At 58.8% G+C, this 14,674-nt stretch carries 14 protein-coding genes; 11 read left to right on the top strand and 3 right to left on the bottom strand.

The annotated features are described in order from the left end of the window. Nucleotides 1–328: 328 nt before the first annotated feature. Both A8O26_RS01115 and A8O26_RS01120 read left to right on the top strand, forming a co-directional pair. Complete coding sequence (locus A8O26_RS01115) at nt 329–589, top strand: accessory factor UbiK family protein (RefSeq protein ID WP_007920416.1); 261 nt, start codon at nt 329–331, stop codon at nt 587–589. A 363-nt stretch (nt 590–952) separates the two neighbouring features. Then, nucleotides 953–1,474, top strand: coding sequence for a BRO-N domain-containing protein (locus tag A8O26_RS01120; protein WP_064116403.1), 522 nt, complete (start codon nt 953–955; stop codon nt 1,472–1,474). On the opposite strand, the gene A8O26_RS01125 is transcribed toward A8O26_RS01120, so the two are convergent. Beyond that, nucleotides 1,469–1,738, bottom strand: coding sequence for a HigA family addiction module antitoxin (locus A8O26_RS01125; protein ID WP_064116404.1), 270 nt, complete (start codon nt 1,736–1,738; stop codon nt 1,469–1,471). The two genes, A8O26_RS01120 and A8O26_RS01125, sit on opposite strands and share 6 nt — an antisense overlap. Before the next feature lie 910 nt (nt 1,739–2,648). Between A8O26_RS01125 and A8O26_RS01130 the strand changes: the two genes are divergently transcribed. From A8O26_RS01130 to A8O26_RS01165, 9 genes are all read left to right on the top strand, one after another. Further along, a complete protein-coding gene (locus A8O26_RS01130; protein WP_224794712.1) occupies nt 2,649–3,101 on the top strand; it encodes an N-acetyltransferase in 453 nt (150 codons plus the stop codon). Between the two features lie 34 nt (nt 3,102–3,135). Then, the gene (locus A8O26_RS29915; protein WP_172828102.1) at nt 3,136–3,306 is read left to right on the top strand and encodes a hypothetical protein; all 171 of its coding nucleotides are present in this window, start codon (nt 3,136–3,138) and stop codon (nt 3,304–3,306) included. 171 nt (nt 3,307–3,477) lie between these two features. Continuing rightward, nucleotides 3,478–4,971, top strand: a complete 1,494-nt coding sequence (locus A8O26_RS01135; RefSeq protein ID WP_064116405.1) for a YifB family Mg chelatase-like AAA ATPase — start codon at nt 3,478–3,480, stop codon at nt 4,969–4,971. A gap of 304 nt (nt 4,972–5,275) precedes the next feature. Continuing rightward, the gene (locus A8O26_RS01140; RefSeq protein ID WP_064116406.1) at nt 5,276–6,448 is read left to right on the top strand and encodes a hypothetical protein; all 1,173 of its coding nucleotides are present in this window, start codon (nt 5,276–5,278) and stop codon (nt 6,446–6,448) included. A 1-nt stretch (nt 6,449) separates the two neighbouring features. Continuing rightward, a complete protein-coding gene (locus tag A8O26_RS01145; protein WP_437339872.1) occupies nt 6,450–7,064 on the top strand; it encodes an adenylyl-sulfate kinase in 615 nt (204 codons plus the stop codon). Between the two features lie 2 nt (nt 7,065–7,066). Beyond that, nucleotides 7,067–7,816 (top strand): class I SAM-dependent methyltransferase, encoded by a 750-nt coding sequence (locus A8O26_RS01150; RefSeq protein ID WP_064116408.1) that lies wholly within the window; start codon nt 7,067–7,069, stop codon nt 7,814–7,816. 6 nt (nt 7,817–7,822) lie between these two features. Then, on the top strand, nt 7,823–10,138 hold the full coding sequence (locus A8O26_RS01155) for a PEP/pyruvate-binding domain-containing protein (protein WP_064116409.1): 2,316 nt from the start codon (nt 7,823–7,825) through the stop codon (nt 10,136–10,138). Next, nucleotides 10,135–10,755 (top strand): gamma-glutamyl-gamma-aminobutyrate hydrolase family protein, encoded by a 621-nt coding sequence (locus tag A8O26_RS01160; protein WP_064116410.1) that lies wholly within the window; start codon nt 10,135–10,137, stop codon nt 10,753–10,755. Before A8O26_RS01155 ends, A8O26_RS01160 begins: the two co-directional genes overlap by 4 nt. A 7-nt stretch (nt 10,756–10,762) precedes the next feature. Then, nucleotides 10,763–11,476, top strand: coding sequence for a phosphocholine cytidylyltransferase family protein (locus A8O26_RS01165; protein WP_064116411.1), 714 nt, complete (start codon nt 10,763–10,765; stop codon nt 11,474–11,476). 12 nt (nt 11,477–11,488) lie between these two features. Here the strand turns inward: A8O26_RS01165 and A8O26_RS01170 are convergent, their stop codons facing one another. Together A8O26_RS01170 and A8O26_RS01175 are read right to left on the bottom strand one after the other, a co-directional pair. Beyond that, nucleotides 11,489–13,465, bottom strand: coding sequence for a methyl-accepting chemotaxis protein (locus tag A8O26_RS01170; protein WP_064116412.1), 1,977 nt, complete (start codon nt 13,463–13,465; stop codon nt 11,489–11,491). 184 nt (nt 13,466–13,649) lie between these two features. Next, complete coding sequence (locus A8O26_RS01175; protein ID WP_064116413.1) at nt 13,650–14,570, bottom strand: LysR substrate-binding domain-containing protein; 921 nt, start codon at nt 14,568–14,570, stop codon at nt 13,650–13,652. Nucleotides 14,571–14,674 lie beyond the last annotated feature (104 nt).

Raw genomic sequence — 14,674 nt, forward strand, 5'->3', positions numbered from 1 at the left:
CGTCGGCCTTACCTGCCCGACTGACGCCAGCTAACCGCTGCTGACGAAACTCCCCGCTTCGTCTGCCGCACTGCATTCGTCACAGCGACTGCATCAGTGCATGGGTCGAAGGTGACTAAGCAGAAAGCTTGCCATCTCGCCAAAAACCCCTGATTTCAATCCCTTGGCCGCTGCCGCAAGCACTCCCGTGCAAAAGGCCCTGCGGATACGCACAACAACGGTGCGTCGCCGTCCGTCCGCCTGCGCGAAAAGCGTGCATCCCTGACCGCGAGATTGACTATAGACACTGCGTGATACACTGCCGGCCATTGTTTCCAGGACATCCACCATGCTCGCGCCCAAAGACTTCCTCGACGCCCTGAGCGGCACCGCCTCCCGCCTCTTCAGCGGCGACACCCCGCTGCCGAAAGCCGAAATCGAAAGCCAGTTCAAGATGCTGCTGCAGAGTGCCTTCAGCAAACTCGACCTGGTGAGCCGTGAAGAGTTTGATAGCCAGATGGTTGTTTTGGCGCGTACTCGCGCTCGACTTGAGAGTCTCGAAGCCAAGGTTGCCGAGATGGAAGCGAAGCTGACGCCGCCCGCTGAATAATCCGCGCCCCCTGTAGGAGCTGCCGAAGGCTGCGATCTTTTGATCTCCAGCCTTTCAATCATCTCGGCAACGTCCTACAACTTGCAGCACCGCCGTCCGATTGCGCCGAAAAGCCGAGGTTTCTAAGCTCATCCGATGCTGAATGTTCAGCACCGGGTTTGGCGACCTGGATCGAATTTGACGCAATGCAACTAAATTCACAGAGAGGTTTTTTCTCTCAACGAGTTATGGCGGCTTTGCGTGGGAGACCTCAGGGTCTGCCGGTTTCGAATTCACCGGTTCGCCAACCCGCGCATAGCTGCCACCTTTTCGTTTGGCGACGAACAGAAGCAGTTTTCTTCACTTGAATTCGAGAACTGAACCATGGACGAAAACTACCTGACACCTAGCATCTTCACCCGCCACAAACTCCCCCTCCACGCCCTTCTCATCCAGAACCAACCCTGGTTCTGCGCCCGAGACCTGAGCCGCCTGCTGCACATCTACCTCAACGAACGCATGCTGCGAAAACTCGACCCCGACCAATACCAAACCCGTAAAACCCTGATCCACAACCAGATCGAAAACACCCTGCTGATCAGCGAGTCCGGCATCTACGCCCTCCTCGTCTACCACTACTGCCCCGAATACCGAGCCCTGCGCGAATGGCTCACCCACCAGGTCATCCCCACCCTGCGCGACGCCCAACACCCCAGCACAAGCGAACGCCCTCAGCTGAGCCTGCTCAGTTGGCCGGACATGACGTTGAGTTTGTTGCATTGGAATAACCAGCCGTGGATACGGTTACAAGATGTGCCGCAGATGATGGTGGAACGGGAACAGACCAAGCGCCCAATGACGGGGCCATGGTGGAAAAGAGCTTCGCGGATGCTGCAATCGCTATAAACCCGCATGCCGGAGCTGGGCCCTGCGCAAATCGTAAGTCGATTGGAGATTCATCCAGAACTCAGGCGTAGTGTTGAGATGAGTGGCAAGGCTGATTGCCAGATCGGCGCAGATCCTGAGCTGGCATTTCACTAGCTTTTCGATCTCACTTTCGGGCCAGTTGGTGGGCATGGCCAGATCCATGACAGTCATGCCCAACGGCTCCATGAATTCCTTATTCAGAACCTCGCCCGGATGAATCGGGCGCATACCATTGCGGTCCATTTTTCGCCTCCAGAGGCTGCGTTGAGTGGCCAAACTGGAGCATCCGACTCCCGGATACAAGACCTTCACCCCTTTCGCCGGCGTCCTACAACTATTAGGGCATGGCCCTACAAACATCAGAGTCTGCGCCCAGTTACGCAGCCCTTACGCATGTCATTACATTGGCAAACGAAATACGCCCATCAAAATGGAGGTATCTGTGAAGGATAAGAAGAGGAAGGAAAAGCTATTTCAGATTGTTGATTTGCACCTTGAAGCACTCCGTTTGGCTGGGGATATGTCAGCCAACCAACGGCGATTTATTGAAGTTGCTGTTACATGTGGGCCAGCGCTTGAGCCAAGCGGGGCGCTGGCCGGTAGAAGGTCCTGAGTGAAAAATAAAGAAGGCGTCCATAGGACGCCTTTTTTGTTCGGAGGAATAGTCGCAGCGATTCTTTAGCTCCTGGCTTTACGGCCTTGGGTTCAGAATCCGACAGGCTAGCCCGTCGTCACTACTTCAGAGAAACCAGCTTTCTCTGCTGCCAAAAATGCGGGGGAGCTTTTGCTGGTGCCCAGTCCCGACGAATGCGCAGTTGCAGTCCTCGAACGTGAGGATCCTTGAGTACCGCTCAGGAGTCAAAGCTCATTTACGATCGAGAGCAGCGCAAAACCCTCATCCATGCCGATATAAAGTATTGCCTCTCCGCCCTCTCACACCCTGAACTGGCCATCTCCAACGTCCTTCACTAACGCAAGCACAGTCCTACGAGGACCGTCCCCTACGTCTGATTACGTAAGCATCAATGCCTTCGATATCGTCTGCAGATTGATCCCACAGAACAAGACGATGCGAAGAAAAGGCAAAGGTACCGAACTTCGAAATCAGACACTCAAATCTGAATCCCGAAAACTCGCACATCAAACAATGTCCATGGACCCAGAAGCCCTGGCAGCTGGAGTTGATGCTCTATCACTCAGGATCGATCCGATTACTCCAGTAGCAATCAACGCATTCCACCAGTGGACCGGCCCCGTTGGGTATCCATGGGACGCTGTTTTGGACTGGAAGACCAAAGATGCAAAAGGGCTGGACTTGGCGTTCTGGTACGAAGAAGAACTGTGCGGACTGTGCTACGCAACGCCGCGAAGAAGCACGATCTGCATGAAAATCGTGCTTTTGCAGGGACACACCTGCAAGACGAATACCTTGCGGGGCTGGATCGCTCCGATGGCATTGCTGACAACAGAATTCTACGCCCGGAAGCTGGGGTGCACGCAAATCGAAGTACAAGAGCCAGACTCAGGCGCCATCCCTTACTATCAAACGCTGGGATTTTATTTTGATACAACCGGCCGCCTTGTCTTTCCATTGGACGACCAATAAGATCGAATCAAGCATCCCGGCACGTGAGGTGTTTATGAAGCAGAAGAAGCAGCAAACCCAACCGGCACGGGTTTCCAAACCGGGTACCGAGGCACTCGGTCTGCCGGACAGAGTTTCAGCCAGTCAGCGGCATTTTCTGAAAGTGGCCGCGACCTATGGCAAGGAAATGGAGCCCGATGGTTGGCTTGCCGGTGGTGGAACCTGAGTACCGCAAAAATGACCGCCTAACAGGCGGTTTTTTTATGCCTGAGGATTAGTGCCTTCAGCAACATCCAGTGAAAGTTCGCCCTTAAAACTGTCCGACCAACGCCCTCTCCCCAGACTACCCTTCAAAAACCCGCAGGAAGCGGCCCCCGATTCAGCTCAAGGAACGACCATGTCCCTCTCCATCGTCCACAGCCGCGCCCAGATTGGCGTGGAAGCCCCCGCTGTCACCGTCGAAGTCCATCTGGCCAACGGTCTGCCGTCGCTGACCATGGTCGGCCTGCCCGAGGCGGCGGTAAAGGAGAGCAAGGATCGGGTGCGCAGCGCGATCATCAATTCCGGGCTGCAGTTTCCGGCGCGGCGGATCACCTTGAATCTGGCGCCAGCGGATCTGCCCAAGGATGGCGGGCGGTTTGATCTGGCGATTGCCTTGGGGATTCTCTCGGCGAGTGTGCAGGTGCCGTGTCTGACGCTGGATGATGTGGAATGTCTGGGGGAGCTGGCGTTGTCCGGCGCAGTACGAGCGGTGCGCGGCGTGTTGCCGGCAGCACTGGCGGCGCGCAAGGCGGGGCGTGCGCTGGTGGTGCCGCGGGCGAATGCCGAGGAGGCGTGTCTGGCCTCGGGGTTGAAGGTGTTTGCGGTGGATCATTTGCTGGAGGCGGTGGCGCATTTCAACGGGCATACGCCGGTTGAGCCCTATGTCTCCGACGGGTTGATGCATGCCAGCAAGCCTTATCCCGACTTGAATGAAGTGCAGGGGCAAGTGGCGGCGAAACGAGCGCTGCTGATTGCTGCTGCGGGAGCCCATAACCTGTTGTTCAGCGGGCCGCCTGGGACGGGTAAGACATTGTTGGCGAGTCGCCTGCCGGGACTGTTGCCACCGTTGGCCGAGAGTGAAGCACTGGAGGTGGCGGCGATTCAGTCCGTCGCCAGTGGCGCACCGCTGACCCATTGGCCGCAGCGTCCCTTCCGTCAACCGCACCACTCGGCATCCGGGCCGGCACTGGTCGGTGGCAGCTCAAAACCGCAACCCGGCGAAATCACCCTCGCCCACCACGGCGTGCTGTTCCTCGATGAGCTGCCGGAGTTTGATCGCAAGGTGCTGGAGGTTTTACGCGAGCCTTTGGAGTCCGGGTTCATCGTGATCGCCCGGGCCAAGGACCGCGTGCGTTTCCCCGCGCGCTTTCAGTTGGTGGCGGCGATGAACCCTTGCCCCTGTGGATATCTTGGCGAACCCAGTGGCAAGTGTTCGTGCACACCGGACATGGTTCAGCGTTATCGCAACAAGTTGTCGGGCCCCCTGTTGGACCGGATCGACTTACACCTGACGGTCGCGCGGGAGGCGACAGCGCTGAACCCTGCGGTAAAGCCAGGAGAAGACAGCGCCAGTGCGGCCGCGTTGGTAGCCGAGGCCCGCGAACGACAACAGAAACGCCAGGGATGTGCCAATGCGTTTCTTGATCTGCCAGGCCTGCGTCGCCACTGCAAGTTATCCACAGCCGATGAGGCCTGGCTGGAATCAGCCTGTGAACGGCTGACTCTGTCACTGCGCTCGGCGCACCGGTTGCTCAAGGTCGCCAGGACGTTGGCCGATCTGAGCCAGGAAAAAGACATTACACGCGAACACCTGGCGGAGGCATTGCAGTATCGGCCGGCAACGCAATGAAAATGACAGCGCTACTCGCAAGTGAACTGCCCCGAAAATAAACACCCGAGCGCTAATGGCGCTTGGCCGAGATGTGATATAACGACGGCGCTCTTTTTTACTGCATTCTGTCTATCGTCAAGACATAGAGCATTTTTCATCATGGAGTGGAGGCGGGGCATCATGGACAAGATTTCTACTGTTACCGGACAAAGCTGTTCAATTCATTAGTTCAAATCAAGATAACTAAAAAGCCCTTGCCCGGCGTTATTACTCCGTTTGGCGCTGGCCTTATTTAAACAAACTTTGAAAGCAAAACCTCATTATGAAAAATGTTTACTTGCTCAGCAACGTGGCGGACGGTGGCAAAACATATCTCGAGTATCTGATTCCAGCGCTTAAATCGCTTCGAGAAAAGTATAACTGTGTCGTGCTCAATACTGATCGTACCGGCTTGAATAGAGAGGAAGTCGAAGCCGTCCTCGATTTCCCGGTAGAGCAGGTTGACAATGAATTCCTTGCAAGCCTGAAATCGCAGGTTGTCATTTCAAATGATGCCTATTCCGGACGCCTGCTGGACAACTCGAATTTTGGCATCTTCATCAGCCACGGCAATGTCGGGATGCCGACCAAAGACAAGTATTACTATGCCGAATTGACCTCTTACTGGGATGTGGTCATCGCGTCTTCCCGGTCAGGCTTTGATTTGATTACTGCCGGAATGCAGGCATACCGTCGCGACAGAAAGGCCCTGAAAACACTATTGATCGATGGACTCGCGTTGCGCTCGGACATGCGCAGCACCAGCCCGGTGGCCACGCTGCCGGTGAAGATCCCCGGTAATTTCGAATCATCACCGCCATCGACAAAAACCACGGATGACTACGTCGTAGGGCTTCTGCCGACCCAATTGGGTATCTGCCCGAACGGGGCGACTCTGTATGAGAATCTGCAGACCGTCATCAATGCAGTGAAGTCGCAAATTCCCCACGCGACGTTCATCTTGCGTCCGTACATGGCCGAACTTTCCCATCCGACCGTGAAGGATCTGTGCGAACAACTGTCTGCCCATGACTGGATAACCATAGACAAGCCCGGGACCAGCAGCACGGCTTTCTATACACAATGCGACACGGTCATCACCGATGCATCCACCGGCGGTGTTTCGTTCATGCTCAATACCTGCAAACTGCCGATTTATTATGTGCCCTATACCGAAGAGCACAATCTCACGGTCGACGCCTGGCTAAAGCAAATGGATAACCTGTTGCCAATTGCCAGAAGCAGCAATGAGCTCAGGGACATGGCACTGGGGTTCAGCCTGCTGAAACCAGAAGACAGCTATTACATATATAACAAGTTCTACCAGGCACAATACAGCGACTTGCCCCTGCCTCAGGAAGTGTTCCACGACCTGATTGAATATCGGCACGAGTCGCAGTATTGCCCGCTCTCGATTGACTCTTTCGGAGACATAATCGAGCGGGACAAACATTAAAATAACGCAGGCCTGGCCTCATGCAAGGAAACAGCCTGCCGATACACTCGAATCGAACACAAGTCAGAACACTATGAAATGTGATGCTGGTGGACAGGTAATCTGGATTACGGGCCTTTCGGGAGCGGGCAAATCAACGCTGGCCGGTGAATTGGTTGCCAGACTGCGTGCTGAAGGACGCTCGGTGGTCATGCTCGATGGCGATGAATTGCGCGAAGTATTTGGCGCAGCCGCCGCCAACTCACAGAACCACGGCCGCGAAGGTCGTCTGGCCCTCGCTTTGCAATACGCTCGTCTGTGCAAAATGATCGCAGCACAGGGACAAACCGTGGTGATCGCCACGATCTCGCTGTTTCGCGAGGTTCACGAGTGGAACCGCGCCCACCTGCCCAAATATTTCGAGATTTATCTGAAGGTGCCCGTCGAGGAGTTGCGTCGCCGCGACCCCAAGGACATCTATCGCCGTTTCGATGCAGGCGAACTGCACAACGTTGCCGGGCTCGACCTGGCCATTGATGAACCGCTGGCCGCCGACTGCCTGGTTGAGTTCGATCGCGAACGCTCCAGCCAGCGTCTGGCCGATGATTTGCTCCCTAAAATTCTTGGAAGGAACTGACAATGAAAACCGAATGGGACTACACCACCCTGGCCGATGCTTATTTGAAGCGCCCTGACTACGCCGACGCGGCCATCGACGCCATGCTGTCGATTGCCGGTGCCGAGCAAGGCGACAAGTTCTGCGACGTCGGCGCGGGTGTTGCGCACTTGACGCTGATGCTGGCCGCCCGTGGCCTGGATGTGACAGCGGTAGAACCCAACGATGCGATGCGCGGCAATGGCATCAAGCGCACCGCAGAACTGCAAAACGTCAAATGGCACGAAGGCACCGGTGAAGCCACCGGCCAGTCGGCGCAAGCGTTCGACATGGTCACGTTCGGCAGCTCCTTCAACGTCTGCGACCGTCAGCAGGCCCTTAAGGAAACCGCGCGCATTCTCAAGCCGCGCGGCTGGTTTGCCTGCATGTGGAACCACCGCAATCTGGAAGACCCGATCCAGGCACGCATCGAAGCGATCATCAAAGAGCGCGTGGCCGGTTACGGCTACGGCACCCGTCGCGAAGACCAGACCGCTGTAATCGATGCCAGCGAATTGTTCGGCCCGGTCGTGCATCTGGATGCCCGCGTGATTCACGAGCAGTCGATCGAAGAATGCCTCGAAGCCTGGCGCTCGCACGCCACGCTGGAACGTCAGGCTGGCGCCAGCTTCCATGAAGTGATCGCGGCCATCGACGACTACCTGAAAAGCCTGCAGACGCCGTCGATCCAGATTCCATACTCGACCAACATCTGGGTTGCTCAACTGAGATAACCGCTGATGGCCCTGCATTTCTCAACCAAGGCCGGCACCCTGACCAGCCTGCAAGGGCGACTCGCCTCGGCGCAGATTGCGCCGTTGCTGTCATTCACTGTGGCGGACTGGCAACTGGATCAGCGCGCCTGCGTTGAGGATATCCAACGCCGGCTGCCAGCCGCTCCGTGGATCGTGCGCTCCAGTTGCGGGCGCGAGGACAGCGCGCAGGCGTCGTTCGCCGGCGCCTTCCTGTCGGTGCCGAATGTCGAGGAGGCTGAGCTGATCTCGGCGATCGAACAGGTCATCGCCAGTTACGGCGATGTGCACCTGACCGACGAGATTCTGATTCAGCCAATGCTCGGCAATGTGGCGCGCTCCGGCGTAGCCTTCTCTCACGACCCCAACACCTGCGCACCGTATCGCGTGGTGAATTGGTCGGAGGGCGATGACACCGCCGCCGTCACTGGCGGCATGGGTGGGCGGCTCTGGCAGCAGGCGGCGCACAGTGAAGTGGCAGCGCCTGTGTCGCTCGCACCAGTGGTGGCCTTGCTCGAGGAATTGCTCAGCCTGTTTGGTGATCGGCCGGTCGACTGCGAGTTCGCGGTCACCCGTGATGCTGAAGGCGAGACGCTCTGGCTGCTGCAAGCGCGGCCATTGATTCTGCCGACGGCGCCTGAGTCTGCGGCCACTCAGTTCGCCCGTCTGCAAAGCATTCAAAACAAAGTCGAACGGGGCATGCGTCCGCACCCCTTTCTGATCGGTCAGCGCACGGTGTACGGCGTGATGCCCGACTGGAACCCGGCCGAGATCATCGGCATCCGGCCCAAACCGCTGGCGCTTTCGCTGTATCGGGATCTGGTCACCGACTCGATCTGGGCCTACCAGCGCCATAATTATGGCTACCGTAACTTGCGCAGCTTCCCGCTGATGCCGCACTTTTTCGGTCTGCCGTATATCGACGTGCGTCTGTCGTTCAACTCGTTTATCCCGGCCGATCTTGATGAAGGACTGGCGGGGCGTCTGGTCGATTACTACATCGATCGCTTGCTGGCGGAACCGACGCTGCACGACAAGGTAGAGTTCGAGATCGTGTTCTCCTGCTACACCCTCGACTTGTCGCAGCAACTGGAGCGTTTGCGCAGTGCCGGTTTTCTTGAGCATGAACTGGACGCCATCAGCACCAGTCTGCGCAAGCTGACCAACCGCATCGTGCACCCCAAGGACGGTTTGTGGCGCAGCGATGCCAACAAGCTCGAGGTGCTCAACGCTCGTCGCGAAGAGCTGCTGGCCTCCGATGCCGATCCGCTCGAACGCATTTACTGGCTGCTGGAGGATGCCAAGCGTTACGGCACCCTGCCCTTCGCCGGCCTGGCCCGCGCCGGGTTTGTTGCCGTGCAGATGCTTCGATCGCTGGTCAGCGTCGGCGTGTTTTCGCAGGCGGATTACGATGCGTTCATGGCCGGGGTGTCCACGGTCAGCGGGCAGTTGGCCCGTGACCGCGCCACCCTCGACAAAACCACGTTCCTCGCCCGTTACGGGCATTTGCGACCGGGCACTTACGACATCCTCTCGCCGCGTTACGACGAGGCGCCGGAGCTGTATTTCGACTGGACGCAAAGCCCCGCCGCGCCGGAACCGCTGCGACCGTTTTCGCTGACGCTGCCGCAGATGCGCGAAATCGTCAAACAGCTCGAAGCCCACGGATTGCAGCCTGATCCGGTGGGATTGCTGGACTTCCTGCAGAACGGCATCGAGCTGCGCGAGCTGGCCAAGTTTCACTTCACGCGTAACCTTTCCGATGCCTTGGCTCTGATCGCGCAGGTCGGTGCGCAGTACGGCATTGATCGCGAGGATCTGGCCTATTGCGACATCAGCGCCTTCCAGGAGCTGCATGTCGCTGCAGCAGATCCGAAGGAAGTGCTGATGCGCAGCATTGAACAGGGCAAGGCGCGCTACGCCGAAACGCTCAAAGTGTCGCTACCGCCGGTGATTACCTGTCCGGAAGATGTCTGGTGTTTCGAGTGGCCGGAAACGGCGCCCAACTTCATTACGCAAAAACGCGTGACCGCGCCGGTGGTGCTGTGTGATGACCGGGAAAAACTCGCCGGGGCGATCGTCTGCATTCCCAATGCCGATCCGGGATTTGACTGGCTGTTCGCCTACCCGATTGCCGGGCTGATCACCGCGTGGGGCGGCGCCAATTCGCACATGGCGATCCGTGCCGGTGAACTGGGCCTGCCGGCGGTCATTGGCGCGGGCGAAGTGCTCTACCGGCGCTGGTCGACGGCAGACTTTCTGCACCTCGATTGTCCGGGGCGCCGAGTGGAGTTGATGTCATGACAGTGGTCGCGATCAGTCAGCGTGTCGACACACTCCCTGAGCGCGGCGAAAGCCGTGATGCGCTGGATCAGCGCCTGATCGCGTTTGTGCTGGCGGCAGGCTTTATCCCTGCGCCAGTGCCCAACGGCTGGCAATCACCCGATGACCTCGATCGTTGGCTGGCGGCGGTAAACCCGCAAGCGATCATGCTGTCGGGTGGCAATGACATCGGTCAGTGCCCGGCCCGTGATCGGACCGAAAGCAGGCTGCTGGATCACGCACAGGCGCGCCATCTGCCGTTGCTGGGGATTTGCCGGGGTATGCAAATGCTGGCGCACTGGTCGGGTGTCTCGTTGAAACCGGTCACCGGCCATGTACGCACCCGGCATCAGTTGTCCGGGCAGATCGCCGCCGAGGTCAACAGCTATCACACCCTCGCCATCGCTGATTGCCCGCCCGGGTTTGAAGTGCTGGCGCGCAGCGAGGACGGCGAAATCGAAGCGATCCGCCACCTGCAACTACCGTGGCAGGGCTGGATGTGGCACCCCGAGCGCGAAAGCGATTTCGCAGCGCACGACCTTCAGCGCCTGCAGCAACTGTTTGGCGAAACCCAATCCACTGAAGAACTCACGGGATAGACCTGTTGTGAAAGCCATTATCCTGGCTGCCGGACGTGGCAGCCGCATGAAAAGCCTCACTGATGAACGCCCAAAATGTCTGGTCGAACTGCGCGGTAAACCGCTGCTGGAATGGCAGCTGGAGTCGTTACGTGCAGCGGGTATCAGCGACATCGCGGTAGTGACCGGCTACAAGCGCGAGCTGCTGGCAGAACGTGGTCTGAGCGAGTTTCACAACCCGCGCTGGGCCGAGACCAACATGGTTTCATCACTGGCCTGCGCCGAGTCCTGGCTTCAGGGCGAGCCGTGCATCGTCAGTTATTCGGATATTTTCTACAGCCCTGTGGCCGTACAGTCGTTGATCAACAGCGACGCAGCGCTGGCCGTAACCTACGATCCCGATTGGTTGCAACTGTGGACCGAGCGCTTCGGCGACCCGTTGCTGGATGCCGAAACCTTTCGCCTGACCGCCGCGCACACGCTGGCCGAAATCGGCAACAAGCCGCAATCGGTGGACGATGTTCAGGGGCAGTACATGGGGCTTTTGCGCTTCACTCCCGAAGGCTGGGCGGAAGTCGTGCGGCTGCGCGCCGAACTGTCGCCGCAGCAACGCGACAGCATGCACATGACCAACACCCTGCAACGCGTTATCGATGCCGGTCGTGTGCCGATCGAAGCTGTCGCCTACACCGGCGAATGGGGAGAGGTCGACTCCAGTGAAGACCTCTCGGTGTATCAATAAAGCACCGGCGCCTTAACGGAACCGGTCAACCTCCTGACGCAGATCGGCAGCCAGCTTCTCCAGTTCCTTGGCAGTGACTGCCAGGTTGGATACCACTTCGCGCTGCTCACTGTTGGCCAATGCAATGCTCTGCAGATTACTGCTGAGCAAAGTAGCGGTGCTGCTCTGCTCCTGCGTCGCCGTGGTGATCGCGGCAAACTGCTGCCCCGCCGAACGGCTCTGCTCATCAATGCGCGCCAGCGCCGAAGCGACGTCGGCGTTACGCGACAAGCCTTCCTGCATCAGCACATTGCCCTGCTCCATGGTGCTGATCGCGTTGCCGGTTTCCTGCTGGATGCTGTGAATCATGCTGGAAATTTCATCAGTCGCCTGACGAGTACGCGAAGCCAGGCTGCGCACTTCATCCGCCACCACGGCGAAGCCGCGACCTTGCTCACCGGCACGCGCCGCTTCAATCGCAGCGTTGAGTGCCAGCAGGTTGGTCTGTTCGGCAATCGAGGTGATCACACCGACGATGCCGCCGATTTCCTGCGAGCGCTGACCGAGGGTGTTGATAACCGTGGCGGTGCTGTTCAAGGCGCCAGCGATTTGCTCCAGCGACGACGAAGCCTCTTCCATTGAGCTGCGGCCAATCTGCGTTTGCTGAGCATTTTCCTGCGCCAGACGCTGGGTCGCGCCCATGTTGTCGGCGATGTTCAACGAAGTGGCGCTGAACTCTTCCACCGCACCGGCCATGCTGGTGATTTCGCCGGACTGCTGCTCCATGCCTTCGTACGCGCCGCCGGACAAACCGGACAGCGCCTGCGCACGGCTGTTGACCTCTTCCGAAGAGCGGCGGATGTGCTCGACCATGGTCGACAGCGCCTGACTCATCTGGTTGAACGCGCGGGACAACTGACCGATTTCATCATTGCTCGACACGTTCAGGCGCACGCTCAGATCACCGGCGCCCAAGGCTTCGGCCTGACGCACCAGATCGCTCAGTGGCGCCAGTTTGCTGCGCAGCAGCCAGACCACCGAACCGACCGCCAGCAACATCGCCAACAGGCTGCCAATGGCCAGTTGCGTACCAACGCTCCAGGTCACCGCGCGGATCTCGGTTTTCGGCATGCTCGCCACCACCGACCATGGTCCGCCATCGAATGGCACGGCGATGCTGTAGAAGTCTTCCGAGGTGTCGCTCCAGAACTCACCCTTGCCCGGTTTCGCCGCCAGACCTTTGATCACCGGGACCGCTTGATCCAGCGCCTGCACACCTGCCGGTGCGACCAGCCATTTGTTTTGCTCATCGAGCAACGCCAGCGAACCGCTCTGGCCGATACGGAAGCGTTTCAGGTTGTCGAACTGGATGTTCTGCGCGTCGGTGTAATCGAAACCAACGAACAGCACCGCAATCACCTTGCCGCTGCCGTCGCGCACAGGCGTGTACTGAGTCATGTAGGAACGATCAAACAGCAAGGCGCGACCGACATAACCCTGCCCGGCCATCAACTTCGCGTACGCCGGGTGGGCGTGATCGAGCAAGGTGCCGATGGCGCGGGTGCCGTCCTGTTTGGTCAGCGAGGTGCTGACCCGCACGAAGTCTTCGCCGCTGCGCACGAACAGTGTGGCGACGCCGGCGGTCATCTGCTTGAACTCGTCGACTTCCTTGAAGTTGTTGTTCAACACTTCGCTGCCCAGGTGCAGGCCCGGGGTCTGGGTGCCAGCCACCGTCACCGGCTCATCGGCGTGAATGCTCAAACCGGCGCTGAAGCGCTTCTCGAACAAGCCGCTCAGGCGCTGAGTGCTTTCGCGCAGCGTGCCGTGGAAGGTGCTCAATTGGTCGGCCAGCAGCCGCGCCTCACTGGCCAGATGCTCTTCACGGGTGGCGAGGTTGGCGGTATCCAGCGAACGCAGGGCGAACACCGTACTGCCGCTGATGACTATCGCCAGTATCACGGCGAGCGCGAGGCCCAGCTGCGAGGCGATCCGAGCGCGAGGTTGAGACATGGACAGCTCCTGGCCGAGCCACGGGATCCTCCTTGATCTCGACTCGGATAATTTTCTAATAGTGGGGGTGAATCGTGGAGACCGGCACGACGGTTCCACTTGCTCATAGTCGGCGGTGAAACCGAATACTTGAGCATATAACAGGGGTATGGCGTAAGGCCGGCATTGTGGCGGCTCTAACGTTTCAGCTCAAGCGCGCAACTGCCGGCAGCGCCATGGCGCGGACTTCGCCTTGCAGGAAGTCGCTGAGGCGGCGCAAACGTTCACCTCCGGGACGGGTCTTTGGCCACACCAGGTAATAATTCAGTCCGCTGGCGACCGCCGTCGGCCACGGCAGGCTCAGCCGTCCCTGCGCCACATCTTCGGCGACCATCAACAGATCGCCCATCGATACCCCGTAACCACGCGCCGCTGCGATCATGCCCAGCTCCAGGGTATCGAACACCTGCCCGCCCTTGAGCGAAACCTGATCGGACAGCCCCATGTGCTCCAGCCAACTGCGCCAGTCACGACGGTCGGGCGTCGGGTGGAGCAACTCGGCAGAGGCCAGCCGAGACAAATCCCACGGCTGATCATTCAGCAAGTTCGGTGCGCCGACCGGGATCAGTTCTTCCGGAAACAACAGACTCGCTTCCCAGTCCGGGGGGAAATGGCCATCGCTCAGCAGCACCGCGCAGTCGAACGGCTCATCGTTGAAATCCACCGAATCCACATCCATCCACGCGCTGGTCAGTTGCACTTCGTTGCCCGGCTGCAAGTGACGGAAGCGGCTGAGCCGCGCCAGCAACCAACGCATAGTCAGGGTCGACGGGGCTTTCATGCGCAAAATGTCGTCTTCGGCACGCAAGGTATTGCAGGCCCGCTCCAGTGCACCGAAGCCTTCGCGGATGCCCGGCAACAGCAAGCGCGCGGCTTCAGTCAATTGCAGATTGCGCCCGCTGCGATGAAACAGCCGACAGGCGAAGTGATCTTCAAGGGTTCGAATATGCCGACTCACCGCACTTTGAGTGATCGACAGCTCCTCGGCAGCCCGGGTGAACGAGCTGTGTCGCGCCGCCGCTTCAAATGCGCGCAGGGCATACAAGGGAGGAAGACGACGAGACATACAGAAAGCTCCTATAGCGGGATGCAGCCAGCCTGACTGAATTTTCTCAGGATGAGTTTTAATCATGCGACCCATCCTTTTTATCCCTTTGTGCAAAGCCTGCC

This window comes from Pseudomonas fluorescens (assembly GCF_001648775.1).
GTDB lineage: Bacteria > Pseudomonadota > Gammaproteobacteria > Pseudomonadales > Pseudomonadaceae > Aquipseudomonas > Aquipseudomonas fluorescens_M.

Bases quoted from the DNA above. Each gene is read 5' to 3' on its own strand.
- A8O26_RS01125 (WP_064116404.1), bottom strand. From the start codon at position 1,738: ATGGACCGCAATGGTATGCGCCCGATTCATCCGGGCGAGGTTCTGAAT.
- A8O26_RS01175 (WP_064116413.1), bottom strand. From the start codon at position 14,570: ATGTCTCGTCGTCTTCCTCCCTTGTATGCCCTGCGCGCATTTGAAGCG.
- A8O26_RS01115 (WP_007920416.1), top strand. From the start codon at position 329: ATGCTCGCGCCCAAAGACTTCCTCGACGCCCTGAGCGGCACCGCCTCC.
- A8O26_RS01155 (WP_064116409.1), top strand. From the start codon at position 7,823: ATGGCCCTGCATTTCTCAACCAAGGCCGGCACCCTGACCAGCCTGCAA.
- A8O26_RS01140 (WP_064116406.1), top strand. From the start codon at position 5,276: ATGAAAAATGTTTACTTGCTCAGCAACGTGGCGGACGGTGGCAAAACA.
- A8O26_RS01120 (WP_064116403.1), top strand. From the start codon at position 953: ATGGACGAAAACTACCTGACACCTAGCATCTTCACCCGCCACAAACTC.
- A8O26_RS01130 (WP_224794712.1), top strand. From the start codon at position 2,649: ATGGACCCAGAAGCCCTGGCAGCTGGAGTTGATGCTCTATCACTCAGG.
- A8O26_RS01135 (WP_064116405.1), top strand. From the start codon at position 3,478: ATGTCCCTCTCCATCGTCCACAGCCGCGCCCAGATTGGCGTGGAAGCC.
- A8O26_RS01170 (WP_064116412.1), bottom strand. From the start codon at position 13,465: ATGTCTCAACCTCGCGCTCGGATCGCCTCGCAGCTGGGCCTCGCGCTC.
- A8O26_RS29915 (WP_172828102.1), top strand. From the start codon at position 3,136: ATGAAGCAGAAGAAGCAGCAAACCCAACCGGCACGGGTTTCCAAACCG.
- A8O26_RS01160 (WP_064116410.1), top strand. From the start codon at position 10,135: ATGACAGTGGTCGCGATCAGTCAGCGTGTCGACACACTCCCTGAGCGC.
- A8O26_RS01150 (WP_064116408.1), top strand. From the start codon at position 7,067: ATGAAAACCGAATGGGACTACACCACCCTGGCCGATGCTTATTTGAAG.